Here is a 23,263-nt window from a genome sequence, read left to right as displayed (position 1 = left end):
TATGGATATTAACAAGTTTCTTAAGATTATGGTGAATAAGAAAGCTTCTGACCTTTATTTTAAGGTGGGGAATGTTCCATATATAAGAGTTAATGGAGAACTTCAGCCTGTTGGAAAGGAGTCTATTTCGTCTAAAGATATGGATAAAGCTGCCAATATCATTCTTGCAAGTCAAAAAAGGGCAGGCATTGCTGAGAAGGATGAGATAGATACGAGTTATACTGTGCCTGAATTAGGAAGATTTAGAGTTAATATCTTCACTCAGAGAGGATATACTGGTATCGTGATTCGTTCATTAAAGACAGAGATTCTGGGTTTTAAGGAGCTAAATTTACCTGTTGACATCATGCAAAAACTATCAATGGAAAAACGTGGGTTGATCCTTGTTACAGGTAATGCCGGTAGCGGGAAATCAACCACACTTGCAGCAATGATTGAGTATATGAGTGCTAATAGAAGAGCCCATATTATAACAATTGAAGATCCCATAGAGTTTATTCATGAGGATAATAAGAGCATAATTGAACAACGCGAAGTAGGCATTGATACAAAAGGGTTTAAAAGCGCCTTGAGATATGTTGTCAGGCAGAGTCCTGATGTCATATTAGTAGGTGAGATAAGAGATACTGAAACTATGGAAACTGCAATAATGGCTGCTGAGACAGGACATCTTGTTTTAAGCACACTTCATACTATTGACACAATTCAGACAGTGGAAAGGATTATAAATTTCTTTCCTCCACACCAGCACAGCCAGATTAGAATGCAGCTTTCATTTATACTTAAAGGAGTTATATCTATGCGGCTTTTGCCATTAGTTTCTGGAGAGGGAAGAATACCAGCTTTGGAAATAATGCTTGCAAGTCCTACTATCAGAAAACTCATACTGGAAGGGCAAACAGGAAAAATCTATGACACAATAAAAAACAGTAAGGATTTTGGTATGCAGACATTTAATCAGTGTGTTGAAAAGTTTTATAAGGATAGGTTAGTATCATATGAAGATGCGCTTTCTGCATCAGATAGTCAGTCAGAATTCAGATTAAGGACAAAAGGCATATTCTCTACCAGTAGAACGCTTAAAGATGTCTAAAAACAAAAAGGAGATTACTATGGATATTCAAGATTTATTGAAATTGACAATGGAAAAAGGAGCATCGGATTTACACATAACAGAAGGCGCTCCTCCTATCTTGCGTACAGACGGCAAACTTGTTTCTACGGACTACAGTCCTTTAAGCGGGGATGACACTAAGAACATGATATATAACATACTAACAGATGAGCAGAAGGTTGAATTTGAGGAAAACTGGGAACTTGATTTTTCTTTTGCCATACCTGCCTTAGGTCGTTTCAGGGTAAATGTTCATCTTGAAAAAGGGAATGTTGAAGCAGCCTTTAGAAGTATATCATTAAATATTAGAACACTCAAAGACCTTGAGATGCCTTCTGTTGTTACAGAGCTTTCACGCAAACCAAACGGGCTGGTTTTGATTACTGGGCCAACTGGCGTTGGAAAAACCACAACGCTTGCTGCAATGATTGATTTGATAAATAGCGAGAGAGCTTCTTTGATTATTACAGTGGAGGATCCTATTGAGTATATTCATAACCATAAAAAAAGCATAATAAAACAACGCGAAGTACATTCTGACACCAAGTCTTTTGCAAATGCATTAAGGCACGTTTTGCGCCAGGATCCGGATATAATATGTGTAGGTGAGATGCGTGATTTAGAAACTATATCTACAGCTCTAACAGCCGCAGAGACAGGTCATTTGGTTTTAACAACCTTGCATACGCCGGATGTTGAGCAAACAGTGGATAGAATTATAGATGTTTTTCCCCCTCACCAGCAGCAACAGGTCAGAATCCAGCTTGCAGGAAGTATTCAAGGAATAGTTTCTCAGCAGCTTTTTCCCAGGACAGATAGAACCGGAAGAATAGTCGCAACAGAAATTCTTGTTGCAACTCCTGCTGTGAGAAATGTAATAAGAGAACAAAAGACAGAACAGATTTCTACAATACTTCAAACTGGCGGCAAATTCGGTATGCATACCATGGATAAATCCATTAAGGAATTGTATGAGCGAGGTGCTATTTCTTACGAATCAGCTATTGCAAAAGTCAAGAATCAGTCCGAATTCAAAAAACTATGAATGGAATTCGTAAATAGCCAAAACTGTATCCCCATATCTTTTTGATTTAACATGGCATAATTCTTTAATGTTCGGGCAAGGCGGTGTGTTTCTTTTGGAATGTTCAATAACTAAGACAGCTCCGCTATTCAGTATATCTTTAAGATGCGGATTGTTCATAATCTTCTCAAGCTCTTCTGTGTCATACGGAGGATCCATTAAAACAATGTCAAATTTTTTATTTTGATTGGCAAGAAAGTTTATAGTTTTGCATGCATCTCTCACATATGCAGAACCTTTGATGTCCAACCCAAACTTATTCAAATTTTTACGGATAACGCGTACACATTCTGGATTGTTATCTATAAACACAACGTTCTTTGCTCCTCTGCTGAGCGCCTCTATTCCAAGACTGCCTGAGCCAGCAAAAAGATCAAGTACTTCTGCATCAATAATCTGATCCCCCAGCATACTAAACAACGCTTCTCTAACTCTGCCTAACGTAGGACGTGTTTTTCTGTTAGGTATTGTTTCTAATATGAGCCCCCTGTTATTTCCTGCAATTATACGCATCTTTTTCTAAATCCGAAATCCGAATATCGAAATCCTAAACAAATCCAAAATCCTAATTTTCAAAATTCTAAACATTGTTTTGATCATTTGTATTTTGGTCATTTGATATTGTTTCGTATTTAGTGCTTCGTGCTTCGAATTTAACCATTATCCTACTTTTGCCAGATCAATCCTGTGTTTGAAGCTCTGCAGAAAATTTCTCTTAATAAGATAATTCTCTTTGGCTGAGAGTTCAGGATCAGACTTAATTATATTTACTGCCTCTTCTCTTGCAATCTCCATTATATCTAGATCTAAAATTATATTGCCGATTTTTAATTCAGGCAGACCATGTTGTTTTGTTCCAAAGAATTCTCCAGGACCTCTAAGTTCCAAATCCTCCTGCGCAATCCTAAAACCATCCTGTGTTTGCGTCATAACTGTCAAGCGCTTCTGCGCTTCAGGAGTTCTTGGCATACCATGCAATATACAATATGATTGGTCTTTGCCCCTGCCAATTCTGCCCCTAAGCTGATGAAGCTGTGACAGGCCAAATCGCTCAGCATTCTCTATCAACATTATAGTAGCATTAGGAATATCTATACCAACTTCAATAACCGTTGTAGACACCAGTATATTAATCTTGTTTTCGCGAAACTCCTGCATTACCTTTTCTTTATCTTCGCTTTTCATTTGCCCATGCAAAAGTCCTATTCTTAGATTCAAAAATACTTTCTTCTTAAAATGTTCAAAGAGTTGAGTAGCCGCAACAGCCTCTATTATATGCGACTCCTCGATTAGTGGAGAGACAACATATGCCTGCCGCCCTCTTTTTATCTCTTCCTCAATAAACTCATGCACTCCCTGGAGCTGTGACTTTGATACCCAATATGTTGATACAGTGCCTCTCCCAGGAGGAAGTTCCCTGATCGTAGAAATATCCAAATCTCCATATACAGTAAGTGCAAGAGTTCTGGGTATAGGTGTAGCAGTCATCACCAGAACATCAGGATTAAGCCCCTTCTTTCTTAACATGTTACGTTGCAGCACGCCAAAACGATGTTGTTCATCAATTACTACAAGTCCAAGCCTTTTGAATTCAATGTTCTCTTGAACCAATGTATGTGTTCCAATAATAATATCAGTAATTCCATTGCGTATATTTTCTGTAATCTCCGTACGTGATTTCTGAGTGGTGCTGCCAATCAGTAAATCAATTTTTATACCGATTGGAGCCAACGCCTCTGCCATATAAATGTAATGTTGTTCTGCCAGTATTTCTGTCGGCACCATTATGGCTCCCTGATAACCATTTTCAATACTAATCAGCAAAGCAGCAATTGCAACAATAGTTTTTCCTGATCCAACTTCGCCCTGGATTAGTCTGTTCATTTGTTTTTCAGATGTCATATCCCGATTTATTTCATCTATAACTCTATGCTGCGCATCAGTCAGCTTGAACGGCAAGGTCTTGAGAAATTGCTCCAGCAGTCTTCCTTTATTTTGATGTTTTATACCAAGCTGAGGTTCTGAAATGGAGGCCCTTTTTAAAAGAATTCCTAATTGCAACAACAGAAATTCATCAAAAACAATTCTTCTGTAAGCCAAGTCCTTATCCCTCCACGTCTTGGGGAAGTGGATGTTTAAAAGAGCGCACCTAGTATCTATCAGCTTGTGCCTTGCTTTAACGTCCTGCGGAAGCATGCCATTTATCTGATCCAGGCAGTTATCCAGAGCATTTTTAATCATTCTTCTTATTCTGCGCTGGGATATGTTTTGGGTCAGCGGATAAAAAGGGACAATTCTTCCTGTATGAATTAGTTCTTCTGTTTCGTTCTCTTTGTCTTCGGAACGTAAAATTTCATAAGACTGGCTGGATATTTGTAACTCTCTGCCGTATATCTGAACCTTACCGCTTACAACAACCTTTGTGCCGATCTTAAACTGTTCTTCTAAAAACGGCTGATTAAACCATACAGCATATATTATGCCTGTGCCGTCATCAATGGCCACCTTGAGTATGCTTAGATTTTTCTTTAATTTCTGTACTCCGCTTGTCAGAACTTTCCCCATAACTGTGTGTTGCGCCCCAATACCGAGCTTTGAAATAGGAGAAAAATTACGCCTATCTTCATATCTCCGAGGGATATAATAAAGAAGGTCTTTGACTGTTTGGATACCAAGACGTTCAAAAAGCGCAACTCTTTTCGGACCAACGCCTTTCATATATTGGATAGAAGTATCCAGTTTAAGCATTAGGATACAATCATGTTTTGACAGGTTCTTTACTTGTCTCTATGTACTTCATTCGCAAGTCGTATAGAATATTGTCTATTAATCTGGATTCCTCACTGGTAAGATTGCCTTTTGTCTTTTCTTGGATCATTGTTATAGTATCTATTGTGTACTTAGAGACGCCTAAATTCTTTTCTTCTTTCTTTGTAATGGGATTTGGATAGAGCCCCAGACTCATCATTGCCTGCATGCTGAGACTGGTTATAAACATCATAAAATTTACCTCTAATGGAGGCATCTTAAATTCTTCTTTCTTTTTATCCTCTACTACCTTTTCCTTCCAATCTTTATCTTCCTTTTTGATATTGAATTTTATATCTTTCTTTTTCTTTTCTTTGCCCATAGCATCCTCCAATTATATTATTTATTTAAAAGAAACGATGGCTTGTCCATCAGGTTATGCAGTTTTTTCTTAAACTGGTCTGTTGTATCTTTTGCTTCGCTGACCAGGTTATGCTTTTCGCCAGGATCATCCTTCAAATTATACAATTCATAGCTGCATTTATCTTTATTATTGGGATCTCTATTATATATAAACTTCCACTCAGGCGTTCTTATAGCATATACTTTTCTTTCATCACTTTTCAGAATCTGCCAGCCGCATGGCCGTGTTTCCAGATATGCCTCTTCCTTAAAGTCCACATGTTCCCCTTTTATAAAAGGCATAAGTGAATGTCCTTCTGTCTCTTTGGGCATCTCAAATCCCATAATATCAAACAGTGTAGGCATGACATCAATCAAGGAAACCTGTGTTTCAACTACCTTCCCTTTTGGAAGTGCTTTGGGATATCTTATTATTAGAGGAACTCTTACAACTTCCTCATGCAAAGTGCCAGCAAGCGAGCACGATGCATGTCCTACAGAGCCTCTCTCACCTATTTCTTCTCCATGATCCGAGGTTATAACAACTATTGTATCATCCAGAAGATTCAAATCCTCCAGTTTCTTCACATAACCCTCTATTTCCTCATCCTGAGATCTTATTTCCCCATCATATAAAGCTATAATAGCAGGTATATCCTCTTCTGAGAGAGTCAACACCCCTGCACTCCTCCCATGAGTTGCCTTGTCCTTTCCTGAAACTGATTGTTCCCGTTCATGCCTGCTTAAAAGGCCAGGTTTATGTATAATCATTGTTGACTTGACAACTTTAAGTTTTTGTTTTGTGGATTCACTTATCTGGTAATCACTCGGCATAAACATGGTATCGTAAGGTATCTTTGGATTGTATGGAAGATGAGTCTGATAAGGAACATACCACAGAAAAAACTTCTTGTTTTTATGCTCTTCAATAGCTTTATTCAGGTCTTTTATTTCCTTATCGTATCCGAGTCTTCCATAGAACCATGCGTCGTATCCAGCTATTTTATATCCTTTTTCTCCAAGAATATTAAAAGGCGTCTTCCACGGTTTCCACAGCTCTCTCCATCTCTCCCAGGTTGGTGGTCCATCAAGCCCATGAGTAAAAGGAGTCAATCCTGTAAGAATAGAAGCTATACCAGGTAGAGTATGAGAGGAAGTGCTTATTGTGTTTTTGAAAAGCACTCCTTCGCTGGCCAGCTTGTCAAGAAAAGGACTTGTTTCCTTCGGATAGCCATAACAATGCAAATTATCAGCCTTCAAAGCGTCGGGTATTATCATTAATACATTCATCTTTCGTCCTATGATTTAACTATGTACATGCAAAAGAATTTAATTTTACCGTATAAATTATTATACTTTTCTTTAGTCTTGTCAAGTTCCACTTTGGCAAAAAAAATTATTTGGAGTAAGGCGACTAAACATGTTATACTCCGAGTCTGAATATTGAACTAGAGGAGAAGCAATGGATACAACAGAAGGGAAGATAGACTTAGTACATATAGAAGATGAAATGCAAAGGTCTTATATAGACTACGCTATGAGTGTCATTATCGGACGCGCTTTACCTGATATCAGGGATGGACTAAAACCTGTTCATAGAAGAATTCTATACGCAATGCATGATCTGGGTATTTCAAGTAATAAATCCTATAAAAAGTCTGCCAGAATTGTTGGTGAAGTTCTAGGAAAATACCATCCGCACGGTGATACAGCTGTGTATGACACAATAACCAGAATGGTGCAGGTTTTCTCATCCAGAGAACCATTAATAGATGGACAGGGTAATTTCGGCTCCATAGATGGTGATTCAGCGGCTGCTATGAGATATACAGAAGTAAGAATGTCCCGAATAAGCGAGGAGCTTCTTACGGATATTGAAAAAGAAACGGTGGATTTTGTGCCGAATTTCGATGAATCCCTTCAGGAACCTGTAGTACTTCCTGCTAATGTGCCAAATTTGCTGGTAAATGGCTCACAAGGCATTGCTGTTGGTATGGCCACAGATATTCCTCCACATAACCTTGGAGAGATTATAGATGGGGTTGTAAACGTAATTGATAATCCAGACGTCACAATTGATGAACTTATGCTTATCATTAAAGGTCCTGATTTTCCAACAGGTGCCACTATATATGGAAGGAAAGCTATTAGAGATGCCTATCATACAGGAAGAGGACTAATTCAGGTTCGGGCAAAAGTAGAAATTGAGAATATAAAAGGAACTGATAGGGAACAAATAGTCATAACAGAAATTCCATATCAGGTGAATAAAGCAAATCTAATTACAACAATAGCGAATCTTGTGAGAGATCATAAGATAGAAGGAATATCCGACCTGAGAGATGAATCCGATAAAGATGGACTAAGGGTTGTTGTTGAATTAAAGAAGGGAGAAATTGCGCAGATAATAATTAATCAGCTTTATAAACATACTCAGATGCAGACCACATATGGTGCTATACTTCTTGCTATAGATGAAAACAGGCCCAGGATTTTTAATCTACGGGAGATGTTAGATAAGTTTCTTCAGCATAGACAGGAAGTTGTGCGCAGAAGAACGCAATTTGATTTAAAAAAAGCAAAAGCTAAGGCACATATTCTGGAGGGATTAAAGGTTGCGATTGAACATCTTGATAAGGTTATAAAAATAATAAAATCCTCCAAAGATGCAGATTCCGCGCGTGAGAGCTTAATGCAAGAGTTCAAGCTTTCTGACCTGCAGGTACGAGCTATACTTGATATGCGTCTGCAGCGATTAACAGGATTGGAAAGAGACAAGATCCATCAGGAGTATCTGGATACAATAAAGTTAATAAATCAACTTGAAGAGATTCTGGCAAGTGATAAGAAAATTATGGATATAATCAAAAAGGAAATGCTTGAAATTAAGGGAAAGTACGCAAATCCGAGGAGAACCCGGATTGTTGAACAAACAACAGAACTGGGTATGGAAGACTTGATAGCAGAAGAAGACATGGTTATAACAATAAGCCACGCTGGATATATAAAAAGGCTGCCTTTAACAACATACAGAAGACAGCATAGAGGCGGCAGGGGTATTATGGGAGCAGGAACAAAGGAGGAGGATTTTATAGAATATGTATTTGTAGCATCCACGCATGACTATATACTTTTCTTTACAGACAGAGGACAAATTCACTGGGTAAAGGTTTATCAAATACCGCAGGCAGGCAGGCTCTCAAGAGGTAAGGCTATTGTTAATCTTTTGCGTATTGCTCCTGATGAGAAAGTTACAGCTTTTATCAGAGTTAGAGAGTTTGATGATAAACATAATTTGATAATGGCAACAGAGAGGGGTATTACGAAGAAAACTAATCTCATTGCTTATAGCCATCCAAGAGCAGGTGGAATAAAGGGCATAAGGCTGGACAAAGGAGATAGGTTAATTTCAGTAAGTCTCACTGACGGAGAAAAGGATGTTCTCTTAGCAACAAGAGATGGTAAAGCAATTAGATTCATGGAAAAAGCAATAAGAACTGTTGGAAGGGTCTCAAGAGGTGTTCGGGGCATAAGATTGAAGAAAGGAGATATTATTATTGGAATGGAAGTTGTTGAGGATGAGTCAACAGTTGTTGTTGTTACAGCTAATGGATATGGGAAACGCACGCGCTTCTCAGAGTACAGGTCCCAGGGACGCGGGGGTATCGGAGTTATTAGTATTCAGACTGATTCAAGAAATGGACTGGTTGAAGGATTAAGAACAGTTGCAGATGCTGATGAATTGATAGTTATTACAGCTAAAGGTGTAATAATACGCCAGCCTGTTAGGGAAATAAGGGTTATCAAGCGCAATACAAAAGGCACTAAGCTGATCCGTCTTGACAAAGGAGACCGTGTAGTAAGTATTGCAAAGGTTGCTGTTGAGGAAGAGGAAAACGAAGAAAAAGAAGTGAAGAACAAAAAGGTATCAAAAAAACCTAAAACGGGTAAAGGCGCCAAGAAGAAAAAGAAATAAAACATATCCCTTCCAATCTAATAAATATTATAATTAGTGCAATTGATAGAACTGAAATAAGAACGCAAAACGAAATCACATCTATTCCTCCATTTTTTGCCTATTTTTTATTGAGATTTTAGGCAATTTGAGCTATTGTAATATAAATGGCATTCAGACGACGGATAAAGGACTGAACGTGAAACTGACTGAACAGGAAAAGAAGAAAATAATTGAACTGATTGAAGCGGGGAAGACTCTGCCGGCAGTTTATAGGCCCAGACTGTTTGATAAGGATGATTCTGAGTTTATTGAGGCGACTAAGGATTACAGGCTTGTCTATAAAGGGAAGGCAAGGAAAGAGAATATTATCGCCCAAACGCCTGCCGCGCCTTTTCAGAAAATAAGGTCTTTTAATACCAGTAACTCTTTTGAGGATGACTGGCAGAATATGTTGATTTTCGGCGATAATCTGCTGGTGCTGAAAACCCTGTATGAAGACCAGCAGGGACCGAATTTTTATAAGACAAAGAATAAAATCAAACTCATCTATATTGACCCACCTTTTGCCACAAAACAGGATTTCATGAAAGACCGCGAAAAAGCGTACCGGGATAAAATCATCGGCGCGCAGTTTATTGAGTTTTTACGGAAACGACTGATCCTGATGCGCGAAATTCTTGCGGATGACGGCTCCATCTATGTCCACCTTGACTGGAAAAAAGGCCATTATATCAAAGCAATTATGGATGAGGTGTTCGGAGAACATAATTTCATGAATGAGGTTATTTGGCATTATAAAGGAAATTCAAAACCAGTAAAATGTTTCCCAAAAAAACATGATAATATACTTTTATATTCAAAAACTGAAAGTCCTATTATTTATCCAGGAAAAATAACAGAAGAATTTTCTCAATTAACGTTAAAGAGATATAATCATATAGAGGTACTGAAAGATGGCACTATAAAGCGGTATAAAATTAGTGCACTTAGAGATGGGAAACAGGAAAAAATTTATATGGCAGAGGGAAAATATGCAGATACAGTATGGAATATCCCAGTTCCAAGATCGAATTTAGAAAACTCAATTGAATATCCAACCAAAAAGCCGGAAAACCTTCTTGAACGAATAGTCAAAGCCTCCTCCAACCCAAACGACATTATCCTTGACGCTTTTGCGGGTTCGGGCACAACGCTCGCCGTGGCAGAAAAACTTGGCCGCCGCTGGATCGGGATGGATTGCGGCAAATTAGCTGTTTATACCATCCAGAAACGAATGCTTAATCTGACGACTAAAATCGGGTCAATAAAAAAAGACGAAAGAAAAGATTACGAGCGGGTAGCTGATTTTGATGAGCACTTGAAAAACAATTCAAAGGGCTTGTTTTTTATCTATGAAAAGGCGCGTAAAGGTGGCATTGTGATTACCGACTCTTTTCTGAAAAATCTTGCCGAATTTATTTCCGATAATCTGTCAGACAATAAAAAAGAGGAGTTTTCCATTGTCTGTCCGGAAGACAAATTACAGCTTTACAAAATAAAACCGATTAAAGTGGAAAACAGCAAGGCGGGCGAAAAAATTATTGACGTCGGCAAGGTGCGTTTTCTTATTTCTTTTATTCAGCCAAAGGAAAAAACCGAAAAGGAAAAATCGCTCAAGGCAAAGGAGTTTACTCTTTATAACGCTGGAATTTACGACAATAAGAAAATACTTGATTTGCCGTGGGACAGGTACAAGCCCTTTGTTATGCAGTTGTTCGGGGTGCGCGCCGAGTCTCACAAAATTCACGGTTTTGAAGCGGACGGGTATATTGGTGTGCATCCAGCTTTTATCTGGGATTATCCCAATCAGAAAAATCTTGTTCTTGATCAGGGATATGTCAAGACCCTGCACAATGTTCTGGGCGGCAGAGCTGGCAGTAAATTCTATGTTGTTGCGCCGATAACCGGCATGGCGTTTATGGAAGATGAAATTGTAATTAGCAAAACAACATACGTTTTTCTAAAAGTTCCGCTTTCAGTCTTAAAGGCTCTGATTGAAAAAGGAGAGCCGGGAAGCATAAAACAGCCTGTCAGCGAAGCGGACGTCAATGAAGTGATTGACGCTGTCGGGTTTGATTTTATTTCACAGCCGCAAGTTAAAGTCGCCTGTAAACGCAGAAATCCGAAAGACAGCAATCTGTTCAATGCAGGGAAGAAGGATTTTTCCATAGAAATATTAGAATTCAAGTCAAATACGCTTGTTTACGATCCTGAAGATTTTGAAAATTTTGAAACTTTTTCTATGGCGCTTATTGACACGGATTACAATAATGATTTTTTCAATCTTGATAAAGTTTTCTGGGCAAATGATGTTCTGAATGAGGAAAAAACGAAAGCAGTTATCAGGATACAGGAAGATGATTTTGCCGGGAAAAAGATGATGGCAATATTCATTGATAAATACGGCAATGAGCTGAAAGTCGTTAAAACGAAAAAGGATTTCAAATGAGCATAGAGTATAAAAACAGCGATTTCGTTTTAAGGCTTGATGATTCCTCTGAAAAGACCCTGTCAATAGTCAATAAATATGACGCTTTTCTTGATGCCTTGACAACAGCCGAGTTCAGTCATGTGCGGGAAGCAATAAAAAAAGCAATTGCTTTTTTTATTACAGACAAATATGCCGATACCGAGCAGGCGGCAATTTATACGTTTAATCACAGCGAAAAGCTCAAGAAAAAATATAAAGGCTTAAATGAGTTTCTTGGGCATATACGGATAAAAGACAAAAAATCTTTCAGCATTGATCTTGCCACAGGAACAGGCAAAAGCTGGGTTATATATGGCGTTGCACAGATAATGATGTCAGAAGGCTATGTGGATAAGGTACTGGTTCTCTGTCCGTCCCTGACAATTGAAGGGGAACTGAAAAAGAAATTCGAGCGATTTAGCGGGGATGCTGTTTTAACAAAAATACTAGAAGAACTAGGCGCAGCATATCCGGCGCCGGCCATTAAAAGTGCGAATGTTCCTATTCTGAATGGCGATATCTGCGTGGAAAACATACATGCCGCCTATCAAAGAACAGGTTCATCAATAGAAGACAGCTTCAAAGGCAAGTGGCAGCGCGTTCTTGTGATAAGCGATGAGGCGCATCATATTTACAGCCAGGCTGACGCGGACGTGAAAAAATGGTTCGGATTTCTCACAGATAAAGAATATGGGTTTCAGTATCTGCTCGGGTTATCAGGCACTCCGTATATCGGTGATGAATATTTTTATGATGTTATATACAGGTACAGCATTAAACAAGCAATGGAAGACGGCATAATAAAAAAAATAGACTATAAAGTTGAGGAAGAATCCACAAAAGACAAAGGGTTTGACGAAACATACCAGAACCATCTTGAGAATCAGAATAAATATGCGGGTAAACTGAAACCGATAACAATTATTATAACAGACAGAATTGTTACCTGTATTCAGGTCTGGGATAATCTTGTCAGATATATTTCAGAAAAAGAATCAATTTCTTACGAACAGGCGGCAAAAAAGGCAATCTGGGTAACATCCGGCATCCCCTCTGCAAAAAAAGAAAGGACGGTTATTGAGTCCATATTAGAACAGCCTGAAAAAACAAGAAAAGATAATCTTTCGCTTCTAAAAACTGTTGATGACCCGGAAAATCCGGCTGAGTGGATTGTTTCGGTGAGTATGCTTACGGAAGGGTGGGATGTAAAAAACGTATTTCAAATTGTTCCGCATGAGCAAAAGGCATTTAATTCAAAACTTCTTATAGCGCAGGTGCTTGGACGCGGACTTCGCATCCCGTACGGGTTGAAGGATCCGATCTTTGTAAAGATTAATAACCATGAAAAATGGACACCAAACATTATTAACCTCTATAACGAAGTATTGGAAATTGAGAATAGAATTTCATGGGGATATGATGAAAACAAATCCGAATTTGCATTTCCATTATACAATTTAGAATATTCCTCTGTTCAGGATACTATAGAAAGCAAAGAAAAACCCGCCGAAGAACCGAAAGAGGTGAATTTTTCTCCTCAAAGCAAAAAGCATGAAGAAACGAGTTTGTATTCCGAAACGGGCTCTTTCCGTTTTACTGTGGAGCCAAAAGATGTTGTCCCTATAGAACAAGCGGCAAGAGAAATAAAACTTTTTCTTAAGGATAAGGATATTTCCATATCAAAAAGATGGTCTATTGAAAAAATAAAGGACTTCATTGTCAAAAATCTGAAAAAAGATGGTTATGACACTACATTCTTAAGCAATGAGAATTTATCAAAAGCCAAGCAGTCATTCGGTCCAATGCTGAGGGAACTTGGCAAAAAAACGCCAAGAATGAAAATGAAGCCGGATAATGTTTGTCTCAAGAAAATAAGTGAAATGACGCCACAGTTTTTCAGTGAGAGTTCATTAAAGAGCAACGGTTATCTGTTTTATGGTAAAAATTCGCCTGATTCTCTGCCTAAAGAGCAGCAAGCTATGCTGTATGAATTTATCAAAGACAAAAATAATTATTCCGAAGTAAAGGAAAAGGTCGAAAAATACGGAGGTAGTGAAAGCGAAATCAGGTTTCTTAAAAATAATTTGATTGAGATAGAAAAAGACAAATTCAAAACCCCCTTAAATCTATTTTATGTTTCGTATGAACCTGAACGCAAATTTACACGCTCCGTCTTTAATAACATTGACCTGTTTGATTCGGTTATCAAATCACCAGATAAGGGTTTATACTGGTTTCCATATTCCTACAAGCCTGATGGAAAAGCCAGTACACACGTCAAACGTGAAAATTTCAATCCAGACTTTTTTCTTAAAATGCAATCAAAGAACGAGATACTCGTTGTTGAAATGAAAGCAGATGGAGACACAAATCAGAAAAACAGAGCCAAACACAGAGACGGAAGAGAACATTTTAAGGTTTTAAATGAAAAATTAGTAGAAAATCAAATTGAATGGAAATATTATTTTTACTTTTTGTCACCTGAAGATATTACAGAATTCTTCCAAGCTATTAAAGATGAACGATATAAGGACTGGAAATCAACTTTAATGCAAAAAATAAATAACCCCACTGTTCAATTAAGTTAAACGGGGTCAAATCTTCAACCATCCGGATTCCCAGATCAATTCAAAGAATGGCAAACGGGCAGCTGCAAGAGCTGCCCCTACAATAACCGCCAGCTAAAACAGGCGGTTGCGACGGAGAGGACAATCAAAAAGCAAGATTGCTTCACTTTGTTCGCAACGACAGAAGGGTATTTCCACTGGTTGTGGAGGGATTTCTAGTTTTAATTCTTGACATCAGCCTACATAATATATTATGTTTAGATTTGTAAACATGTGTTTATATTGAAAAACATAGAAGAGAAATAAGTTTATGAGAGTGCACAACCCATTAGATAAGATTTTAAATAATGAGATAAAGGTTAAGATCTTGCGTTTTCTCTGCAAGACAGAGGCGGAGTGGAGTGGACGGCAGATTGCTCAAGAAATAAAAGTAAGTCCTGCAGCCTGTCATAAATCTCTTCGGGAGCTAAATAATGAAAGAGTGCTTTTGCTAAGAAGTATAGGGAAGAGTTATCTATACAGTTTAAATGAAAAAATTTTTATTATTTCAGACTTACTTAAACCTTTATATGAAAAAGAAAGCAAAATTCCTGAGGAGATATATGAATCTATAGTAAAAAATATCTCCTCTCTTGTAATAAAGGACATAGTTTCTATAGCCGTTTTTGGCAGTGTAAAGAGAAAAAAAGAGCGACCTACCAGTGACATAGATCTTTTAATAGTGGTAAAGAATCCAGAAAACAAAAAAGAGGTTGAAAAAGACTTTGAAAAGGTAAATGAGAAGGTTATGAACAAATTTGGCAACACGGTCTCTGCCTACCTACAGACTGTTGAAGAATTTAAGTCAAAATATAAAAAGAAAGTTTCTTTGATAAAGAATATATTAAAGTCTCATAATTTACTCTTTGGCAGATCATTAGAGGAATTATTGTAAATGTCAGCCAAGAAGATAAACACAAAAGGAATACAAAGAAGCGAATATAAAACCTATCTTAAAAAGGCCAGTGAATTCTATGACACAATGCTTCAGTCTGAAAAGAGAGGAATGGCAAACGCAGTTGGTTTAAATGCTGTGCATTGCGCAATATCCTCTGCTGATGCAATGCTTGTGTTTTATGCAGGCATTCGCTCAATGAGTGCTGACCATCGTTCAGTAATTGATTTATTATCCAATTCTGTGAACCTGCCGGAAGTTAAATCTAAATGTGAGACTTTAAGAAAGATTTTAGCTAAAAAGAATATAATTGAATACGAAAATAGAGATTTTACCAAGAAAGAAGCTCTGGAAATATTAAAACTTACAGAGAGATTTTATACTTGGGTTGTCTCAAGATTAAAATAGCTCTTTTCAGGAGTAAATGTGGCTATCTATTCTCATTCACGGCTGAGCGCATTTGAAAATGTCATTTACAAGTAAATTAGTTTTAACTATACTAACTTAAATGACAAAAAGAAACGTATTGGAAAATGAAATTTAAAATAGCAAAAGATGGTTTGCCAATAATAGGTTTTTTTGTATTACTTACAATCCTCAGCGCTTTTCTGCATATATACGTCAGTGTTATTTTTCTCATCTTACTTAGTTTTTGTGTTTTTTTCTTTAGAGATCCTGAAAGAGAGATTACAAAAGGAGAAAATATAGTCCTTGCGCCAGCTGATGGCAAAGTAGTGGCGATCGAACAGATTCAGGACAGCAAAATATCCGATGAACCAGTTAATAGAATCTCTATCTTTCTCTCGATTTTTGACGTGCATATCAATCGCGCGCCAGTTGATGGAGAGATAGTGTATCTTAAATATTCAAGAGGAAGGTTCCTTGACGCTAGAAATCCAAAGGCATCAGAAGTAAATGAGAATAATTTTATGGTGCTTTCGCATAAAGGGAATAAGATTGCCTTAAGGCAAATAGCAGGGAAAATTGCGCGTCGCGTTGTATGTAAATGCAAAAAAGGTGATAAAATAAAAATTGGTGAATGCATAGGAATGATAAAATTTGGTTCAAGAACAGATCTGTTTCTTCCTGTGAACGTAAAGATAAACGCAAAAATTGGCGATATAGTTAAGGCGGGAATAACTATTATGGGGAAAATTATATGAGAAAAATTCAGTTACTGCCAAATCTTCTAACAACCGCCAATCTAGTGTGCGGATTTTTGTCAATAATTTTTTCCATACAAGAAAATTTTATTATCGCAGGATGGTTAATTATTGTTGCCATTATATTTGACGCGCTTGATGGCGAGGTTTCGCGTCTAACAAAAACAAGCAGCACGTTCGGATTGCAATATGACTCCCTTGCTGATCTCATATCTTTTGCTGTTGCTCCGGCAGTGCTTGTGTATAAATCTTTTCATGGAATTCCTACGCGTCTAGCGTTATCCCTTATTACATTGTACGTAGTTTGTGGGGCATTGAGACTAGCCAGATTTAATGTTCAAATAGTAAAAACAAAGGATAAATTTTTTGTAGGACTTCCTATTCCTGCTGCTGCTGCAATAATCACAACCTCTACAGTAGCCTTTCATGACTACATTATTCAATTCCCTGTACTCAGATTCTTTCCAATATTCATGGTTGTTATTGCATACCTGATGGTAAGCAAAGTTAGATATCCCAGTCTAAAGGAAATTGAGAGAAAAAGACCATTTCACTATCTGGTTGCTATACTCTTAATTCTTGCTTTAATAGTTGTGCGTTCGGATTTTTTTATGTTTGCAATAACATTTGCTTACGTACTTTCAGGACTTACAAGAATGATCAAGCCTTTAAGAAAATTATTCGTACTCAAAGACCAAGCTGGGAGAACATCCCCCTGATTTCGCCTGCGGCAAAACTTATGTATCATCCAACAAAAAAAGAGTTTATTAAAAAAACAAAACGCGGGAATCTCATTCCTGTTTACAAAGAGATCATAGCTGATACACAAACTCCTGTATCAGCATATAAACAAGTTGCGCATGGAGATAAATTTTCATTTATTCTTGAAAGTGTTGAAAGAGGAGAACAATTTGGCAGATATTCATTTATTGGCACCGATCCCGAAACAGTCTTTCAATTCAAAAATAATAAGGGAAGCCTACTGACTAAGCATAAAGAAAAACAAGTTTCTCTTTCAGGCGGCCCATTACCATTTCTCAGGCACATGATGGATAAATACCGATTTGTAACCGATGATTCCCTCCCTCCATTTTGCGGCGGAGCAGTGGGGTATTTTAGCTATGATGTTATTAAATTCATAGAGAAACTACCAATGCATACAGCCGATGATCTCAATCTTCCGGATTGTGTGCTAATGTTCACGGACACTATAATAATTTTCGATCATCTTCTGCATAAGATGAAGATAGTCTCAAATGTACACTTAAATGATAAGCTTGATCCGGCTAAGGCATACGATCAAGCTATACGAAAGATTGATAAGCTAATAGATAAATTAAATACACCTATGCAGAAATACAGAAATAAAAAACAAAAGATAAAATATAAGCTAAAGTCTAATCTTACAAAGAATCAATTCACAAAAATTGTAAAGAAAGCCAAGGAATATATTAAAGCAGGCGATATCATTCAGACCGTGCTTTCACAACGGCTGGAAACTAGAATAAATGTGGACTCATTTGATATATATCGAGCTCTTCGACTAATAAATCCGTCTCCATACATGTATTATCTAAAGCTTGACAGTTTTGAAATAGCAGGATCATCTCCTGAGACTTTGGTTAAGGTAGAAAATAAAACTGTAAAAGAACGTCCAATAGCTGGTACAAGACCCAGAGGGAAAACAGAGATTGAAGATAATGAACTTGTAAAGGAATTGCTATCTGATCCAAAAGAACTCGCAGAGCACATAATGCTTGTTGACCTTTCACGAAACGATATTGGCCGCGTTTGCAAATACGGCACAGTCAAAGTTGGAGAACTGATGAGTATAGAAAAGTACTCTCATGTCATGCATATAGTCTCAGATGTTCAAGGGAAAATTAAACCTGATTTAGACAGCATAGATGTTCTCAAGGCTTGCTTCCCTGCAGGGACAGTCTCCGGCGCTCCAAAGATAAGAGCTATGGAACTTATTGAGGAGCTTGAGCCTACCAGACGTGGTCCTTATGCAGGAGCAGTTGGGTATTTGAGTTTTTCAGGAAATCTAGACACATGCATAACAATAAGAACAGCAATTATTAAAAACAATACAGCTTATCTTCAGGCTGGAGCAGGTATTGTTGCAGATTCAGTACCAGAGAAAGAATATAATGAAACATTAAATAAGGCGAAAGTGCTTATAAAAGCAATAAAGCTTGCTGAGGAGGGTTTAATTTGATTCTTATAATAGATAATTACGACTCCTTTACGTTTAATCTAGTTCAGTATTTCGGCGAGCTTGGTGCTGAAATGGAGATTTACAGAAATGACAAAATAACATTAGATCAAATAAAGAACAAAAAAAACCTGAAAAAAATCGTCATCTCTCCAGGTCCATGCACACCAAAAGAAGCAGGCATTTCTAAAGATGTTATAAAATCATTTTACGAGAAAATTCCAATACTCGGTGTATGTTTGGGGCACCAGTGCATTGGGGAAGTCTTTGAAGCGAAAATAGTCAGAGCTAAAAGACTTATGCATGGAAAAACTTCTATGATTTATCATGACAGCAACACAATATTTAAAGGCATCAATAATCCATTTGAAGCTACGCGATATCACTCTCTTGAAGTAGAGAGAAAATCTCTGCCTGAGTGTTTCACAATTTCAGCATGGACTGAGCAGAATGAAATAATGGGAATCAGGCACAATAAATACCCGATTGAAGGTGTCCAATTCCATCCGGAATCAATCCTCACTAAAGAAGGTAAAAAAATACTTGAAAACTTTTTAAAGCTGAAATAGGAGACTATTGTGATTAAAGAAATAATTCAAAAGATTGTAGAGGGTGGGAATCTTACAGAAGACGAAGCGCGAGGAACGATGGAAGAAATTATGGACGGTAAAGCGACTGCTTCTCAAATCGCGTCTTTTATAACAGCCCTCAGAATAAAAGGTGAGACTGTGGATGAAATTACTGGCTGCGCAAAGGTGATGAGAGAGAAGGCGGAAAGAATTCATATCAAACATGAGTTAGATGTAGTTGATACATGCGGCACAGGTGGAGACAAGGCTGACACATTTAATGTTTCTACAGCAACAGCAATCGTAGCTTCAGGAGGCGGAGTTGTTGTTGCAAAACACGGCAACAGATCTGTATCCAGTAAATGCGGAAGTGCGGATGTAATGAAAGAGTTGGGAATAAACATAGATATTCATCCAAAAAAGGTTGAGGAATGTATCAATAGAATAGGCATCGGATTCTTGTTTGCACCACTCTTTCATAAAGCTATGAAATATGCAATTGGTCCCAGAAGAGAAATAGGCATAAGAACAATTTTCAATATTCTGGGTCCGCTCACTAATCCGGCTAATGCTACATCTCAGATTTTGGGAGTATATGATCCGAATTTAACAGATAAATTAGCAAATGTTCTTAAGAATATGGGGTCAAAAAGAGCTTTTGTTGCATATGGAGAAGGCGGTTTTGACGAGATAAGCATTACAGGAAAAACAAGAATCAGCGAGCTTAAAAATGGAGAGATAAAAACATATTTTGTAGAACCTCGCGATTTTGGTCTATCCACTGGGAAAAAAGAAGATATTAAAGGCGGCGATGCAGCTGAAAACGCAAAAATCATTATAAAAATACTAAAGGGTGAAAAAGGGGCAAGGAGAGATATCGTTGTTCTGAATTCTGCTCATATCTTTGTAGCAACAGGAAAAGCTAAAGATATAAGAGAAGGCATAACATTAGCTGAAAACTCTATAGACTCAGGAGCGGCACTCAATAAACTTAATGCCTTAAGAGAAGAGACAAATAAGTAGAAACACTCTCCAGTATTGCTTCGATGCACTGGAGATGATCGGTTCAACATACGACTTACATCTCTAGTTTTTCATGGCTAATGTCTTGCAAAATATATAAGACTAATATGGGAAAAGTGGCTGAAAGAAGAAGAAAAATTATAGAAAAGAACAATTTAACCGAAGGTAGTATTTCTAAGAGTATTTGGAACTTAGCTGTTCCTATTATGATTAGTGTGGTATTGCAGAATGCGTTTAATATTGTGGACATGATTTTTGTTGGCAGATTAGGTCCAGAAGCTATCGCTGCAGTAGCTATGGGAGGAATCTTCTTTGGAATAATTATGATTGCTTTAATAGGTATCTCTATTGGGACAACGGCTATGGTAGCCAGAGCCATTGGGGCAAAGGATATTAAAGAGGCAGAAGATGTTGCTGTTCAATCACTTTTTATGGGTATTATCGGTTCTATTGTTTTTGGTATTTCCGGCTATTTTCTGGCGAAACCTATGCTTATCTTGTTTGGCGCAAGCGGAGAGGTGATTTCTTTAGGGGAATCTTATATCAAGATATTGTCTCTTGGTTCAATCACTATGTTTCTTTTATTTTTGATTAGCGCTATCTTTCGTGGAGCAGGGGATGCCTTTTTGCCTATGAAATTTTTGTTGCTTTCTACAGGATTGAATATTATTTTAGATCCATTATTAATATTTGGAATGTTTGGGTTTCCTGCTTTGGGAGTTAAAGGTTCTGCTCTGGCCACTGTTACAGCCAGAGCAGCAGGTATGATATGGGGACTATGGGCAATTTTTAATGGACACTCTATTATCCATTTAAAAATAAGGGAATCAAAATTGAGACTATCCACTATGCTTCAGATGATTCGTACAGGTATTTTCGCTGCCTTGCAGATGGCTGCAAGAAACATATCAGGTTTAATCTTAATGCGCATTGTAGCTGTATTCGGCACTTTTGCTGTAGCTGCTTATGGTATTGGGATGAGAGTATTGATGTTGGTAATGATGCCTGGCTTTGCATTTGCTCAATGCGCTACAACATTGGTTGGGCAGAATTTAGGAGCAGACAGACCAAAAAGGGCTGAAAGAAGCGCATGGTTGTCAACAGGATTTTTTGGAATTATAGCTATAATATTCACAATAATATTTACTATATTTGCTAAGGAAATAATTGCTATTTTTAATACCCATCCCGAAGTTATTAGAATAGGTGCCTTATATTTACGCTTTTTATCTTTTGCATTTATCTTTATGGCATCCTCTATAGTTCTTGGGAGAGCATTTATGGGTGCAGGTGATACTTTATCGCCGCTTATAATTACAGGTATTTCCCTTTTTGGATTCCAGATACCACTGGCATTTTTATTATCAAAAAATTTAAATATGAATACCAATGGCATATGGCTGGCAATTGCTATCTCAAATGTGGTTCAAGGAGTAGTGATGGCTGGATGGTTTAAAAAAGGTGCGTGGAAGAGCATAAAAAAATAGCTGTAATACCAAAATGATAAGTCCCTTTCTAGCAAATTAAAAATGTCCCCTTTGAGGGGTTACAATGTTCTCCAGAAGGAAGGAGGAGGACATTATGGAGAGAAAGGGCGTTATCACAATGACTGCGAAGGAATTAAGAAGAGTAAGCGTAATAAATAGAGCTATAGAGAAAGTGATGACTCAGAAGGAGACTGCTAGGTTGATAGGTTTATCCTATAGGCAAACAAAAAGGATTGTAGCAAGAGTTAGGCAAGAAGGAGACACAGGGATTATACACAAGTCAAGAGGCAAGCCAGGTCACAGAAGAATTGATGATGAGATGAGAGCTAAAGTGCTGGGGCTCTACGACAAAAAGTACTGGGATTTTGGACCAAGCTTTGCCAGTGAGAAACTTCACGAACTTGATGATATTACTGTGAACCACGAGACACTGAGGTTATGGCTCATAGCTGATAGAAAACGGGAATGGCAGCGTAAAGCGAGGGCACACCGCCAATGGCGGGAGCGAAGGGAGTGTTTTGGGGAGATGGTGCAGATGGATGGATCGCATCACGATTGGCTAGAAGGAAGAGGGCCTAAGCTAGTTTTGATGGGATACATAGACGATGCAACGAATGATGTATCAGCTGGATTTTATGATTATGAAGGGACAATGCCGGCGATGGATAGTTTCAAGAAGTATATAAATAAAAATGGCATTCCAAACAGCATATATTTAGACAAGCACACAACATATAAATCCAACGGGAAACCAACAATAGAAGAGGAGTTAAACAATAGAAAGCCGCTGAGTCAATTTGAGAGAGCATGTGAGGAGTTAGGAGTAGATGTAATACATGCAGATTCTCCGCAGGCAAAAGGAAGAATAGAGAGACTTTTTAAGACATTTCAGGATAGACTAATAAAGGAAATGAGACTTAGGGGAATTAAGACAAAAGAAGAAGCCAACAAGTTTCTGGATGAATATTTGCCTATCTATAATAAGAGGTTTGGATTTCAGCCGGCAAAGAAAGCAGATATGCACAGAGCAGTTCCTGAAAGCGCAAATTTGGATGATATTCTCTGCAGGAAGACTGTTAGAGTGTTAAGAAAAGATTTCACAGTAAGCCATGATAAGAAGCTTTATCAGGTAGAGAATCGGATAAGAGCAAAGAAAGTTGTAGTCTGCGAGCGTACAGATGGGAGAATATCAATAACATACAAAGGGGAAGCTTTAAACTACAGAGAAATAACAAGCAGACCAAAGAGAGCTAATGATGAGGAGAAACCGTATGAATTCAAATTGAGAAAAGTCTACATCCCGCCGAAGGATCATCCATGGAGAAAATACAAGACAAGGAGTTATCCACATTATGCACATAATTAACAAAAAGAAAAAGCTTGACCAAAAAGAAAAATTTACTACTACTAATTTAATATATCAAAAAAAACAAAAAGGGACATTTTGATTTTGTTAAAAAGGGGACATTTTTAATTTGTCTTGACAA

18 protein-coding genes are annotated in these 23,263 nt (G+C 37.7%); 14 read left to right on the top strand and 4 right to left on the bottom strand.

The features are described from left to right. Window position 1: 1 nt before the first annotated feature. Window positions 2-1,093 (top strand): PilT/PilU family type 4a pilus ATPase, encoded by a 1,092-nt coding sequence (locus Q7J67_01880; GenBank protein ID MDO9464036.1) that lies wholly within the window; start codon window positions 2-4, stop codon window positions 1,091-1,093. A 19-nt stretch (window positions 1,094-1,112) separates the two neighbouring features. Then, window positions 1,113-2,159, top strand: coding sequence for a type IV pilus twitching motility protein PilT (locus Q7J67_01875; GenBank protein MDO9464035.1), 1,047 nt, complete (start codon window positions 1,113-1,115; stop codon window positions 2,157-2,159). Here Q7J67_01875 and rsmD read toward each other — a convergent pair. From rsmD to Q7J67_01855, 4 genes are all read right to left on the bottom strand, one after another. Beyond that, window positions 2,154-2,711 (bottom strand): 16S rRNA (guanine(966)-N(2))-methyltransferase RsmD, encoded by a 558-nt coding sequence (rsmD, locus tag Q7J67_01870; protein MDO9464034.1) that lies wholly within the window; start codon window positions 2,709-2,711, stop codon window positions 2,154-2,156. The two genes, Q7J67_01875 and rsmD, sit on opposite strands and share 6 nt — an antisense overlap. A 147-nt stretch (window positions 2,712-2,858) precedes the next feature. Next, the gene (gene recG / locus Q7J67_01865; GenBank protein MDO9464033.1) at window positions 2,859-4,946 is read right to left on the bottom strand and encodes an ATP-dependent DNA helicase RecG; all 2,088 of its coding nucleotides are present in this window, start codon (window positions 4,944-4,946) and stop codon (window positions 2,859-2,861) included. A 10-nt stretch (window positions 4,947-4,956) separates the two neighbouring features. Continuing rightward, on the bottom strand, window positions 4,957-5,328 hold the full coding sequence (locus Q7J67_01860) for a DUF1844 domain-containing protein (GenBank protein ID MDO9464032.1): 372 nt from the start codon (window positions 5,326-5,328) through the stop codon (window positions 4,957-4,959). Window positions 5,329-5,345: 17 nt separating this feature from the next. After that, entirely contained in the window at window positions 5,346-6,638 is a 1,293-nt protein-coding gene (locus Q7J67_01855) for a sulfatase (protein ID MDO9464031.1), read from the bottom strand. A gap of 172 nt (window positions 6,639-6,810) precedes the next feature. Here Q7J67_01855 and gyrA point away from each other — a divergent pair, with 172 nt between their 5' ends. From gyrA to Q7J67_01795, 12 genes are all read left to right on the top strand, one after another. Continuing rightward, complete coding sequence (gene gyrA, locus Q7J67_01850) at window positions 6,811-9,324, top strand: DNA gyrase subunit A (protein ID MDO9464030.1); 2,514 nt, start codon at window positions 6,811-6,813, stop codon at window positions 9,322-9,324. Window positions 9,325-9,502: 178 nt separating this feature from the next. Further along, window positions 9,503-11,794 carry a site-specific DNA-methyltransferase gene (locus Q7J67_01845; protein ID MDO9464029.1) on the top strand — a complete coding sequence of 764 codons (2,292 nt, stop codon included), beginning with the start codon at window positions 9,503-9,505 and terminating at the stop codon, window positions 11,792-11,794. Then, entirely contained in the window at window positions 11,791-14,403 is a 2,613-nt protein-coding gene (locus tag Q7J67_01840; GenBank protein MDO9464028.1) for a DEAD/DEAH box helicase family protein, read from the top strand. The genes Q7J67_01845 and Q7J67_01840 overlap by 4 nt, the downstream gene beginning before the upstream one ends. 289 nt (window positions 14,404-14,692) lie before the next feature. Further along, on the top strand, window positions 14,693-15,316 hold the full coding sequence (locus Q7J67_01835; GenBank protein ID MDO9464027.1) for a nucleotidyltransferase domain-containing protein: 624 nt from the start codon (window positions 14,693-14,695) through the stop codon (window positions 15,314-15,316). Continuing rightward, on the top strand, window positions 15,317-15,724 hold the full coding sequence (locus Q7J67_01830) for a HEPN domain-containing protein (GenBank protein ID MDO9464026.1): 408 nt from the start codon (window positions 15,317-15,319) through the stop codon (window positions 15,722-15,724). A 125-nt stretch (window positions 15,725-15,849) separates the two neighbouring features. After that, window positions 15,850-16,479, top strand: coding sequence for a phosphatidylserine decarboxylase family protein (locus tag Q7J67_01825; GenBank protein MDO9464025.1), 630 nt, complete (start codon window positions 15,850-15,852; stop codon window positions 16,477-16,479). After that, window positions 16,476-17,198: a CDP-diacylglycerol--serine O-phosphatidyltransferase gene (gene pssA / locus Q7J67_01820; protein ID MDO9464024.1), complete on the top strand. Its 723-nt coding sequence runs from the start codon at window positions 16,476-16,478 to the stop codon at window positions 17,196-17,198. Before Q7J67_01825 ends, pssA begins: the two co-directional genes overlap by 4 nt. A 20-nt stretch (window positions 17,199-17,218) precedes the next feature. Further along, window positions 17,219-18,700, top strand: a complete 1,482-nt coding sequence (gene trpE / locus Q7J67_01815) for an anthranilate synthase component I (protein ID MDO9464023.1) — start codon at window positions 17,219-17,221, stop codon at window positions 18,698-18,700. Further along, window positions 18,697-19,266: an aminodeoxychorismate/anthranilate synthase component II gene (locus tag Q7J67_01810; protein MDO9464022.1), complete on the top strand. Its 570-nt coding sequence runs from the start codon at window positions 18,697-18,699 to the stop codon at window positions 19,264-19,266. The genes trpE and Q7J67_01810 overlap by 4 nt, the downstream gene beginning before the upstream one ends. Before the next feature lie 9 nt (window positions 19,267-19,275). Next, window positions 19,276-20,289, top strand: a complete 1,014-nt coding sequence (trpD, locus tag Q7J67_01805; GenBank protein MDO9464021.1) for an anthranilate phosphoribosyltransferase — start codon at window positions 19,276-19,278, stop codon at window positions 20,287-20,289. An 80-nt stretch (window positions 20,290-20,369) separates the two neighbouring features. Further along, window positions 20,370-21,776 (top strand): MATE family efflux transporter, encoded by a 1,407-nt coding sequence (locus Q7J67_01800; GenBank protein ID MDO9464020.1) that lies wholly within the window; start codon window positions 20,370-20,372, stop codon window positions 21,774-21,776. 94 nt (window positions 21,777-21,870) lie between these two features. Beyond that, window positions 21,871-23,142 (top strand): ISNCY family transposase, encoded by a 1,272-nt coding sequence (locus Q7J67_01795; protein ID MDO9464019.1) that lies wholly within the window; start codon window positions 21,871-21,873, stop codon window positions 23,140-23,142. Window positions 23,143-23,263 lie beyond the last annotated feature (121 nt).

This window comes from bacterium, from assembly GCA_030652805.1.
GTDB lineage: Bacteria > JAHJDO01 > JAHJDO01 > JAHJDO01 > JAHJDO01 > JAHJDO01.
Note: the sequence above shows the minus strand (reverse complement) of the source record. Positions and strands in the feature narration are given on the sequence as shown.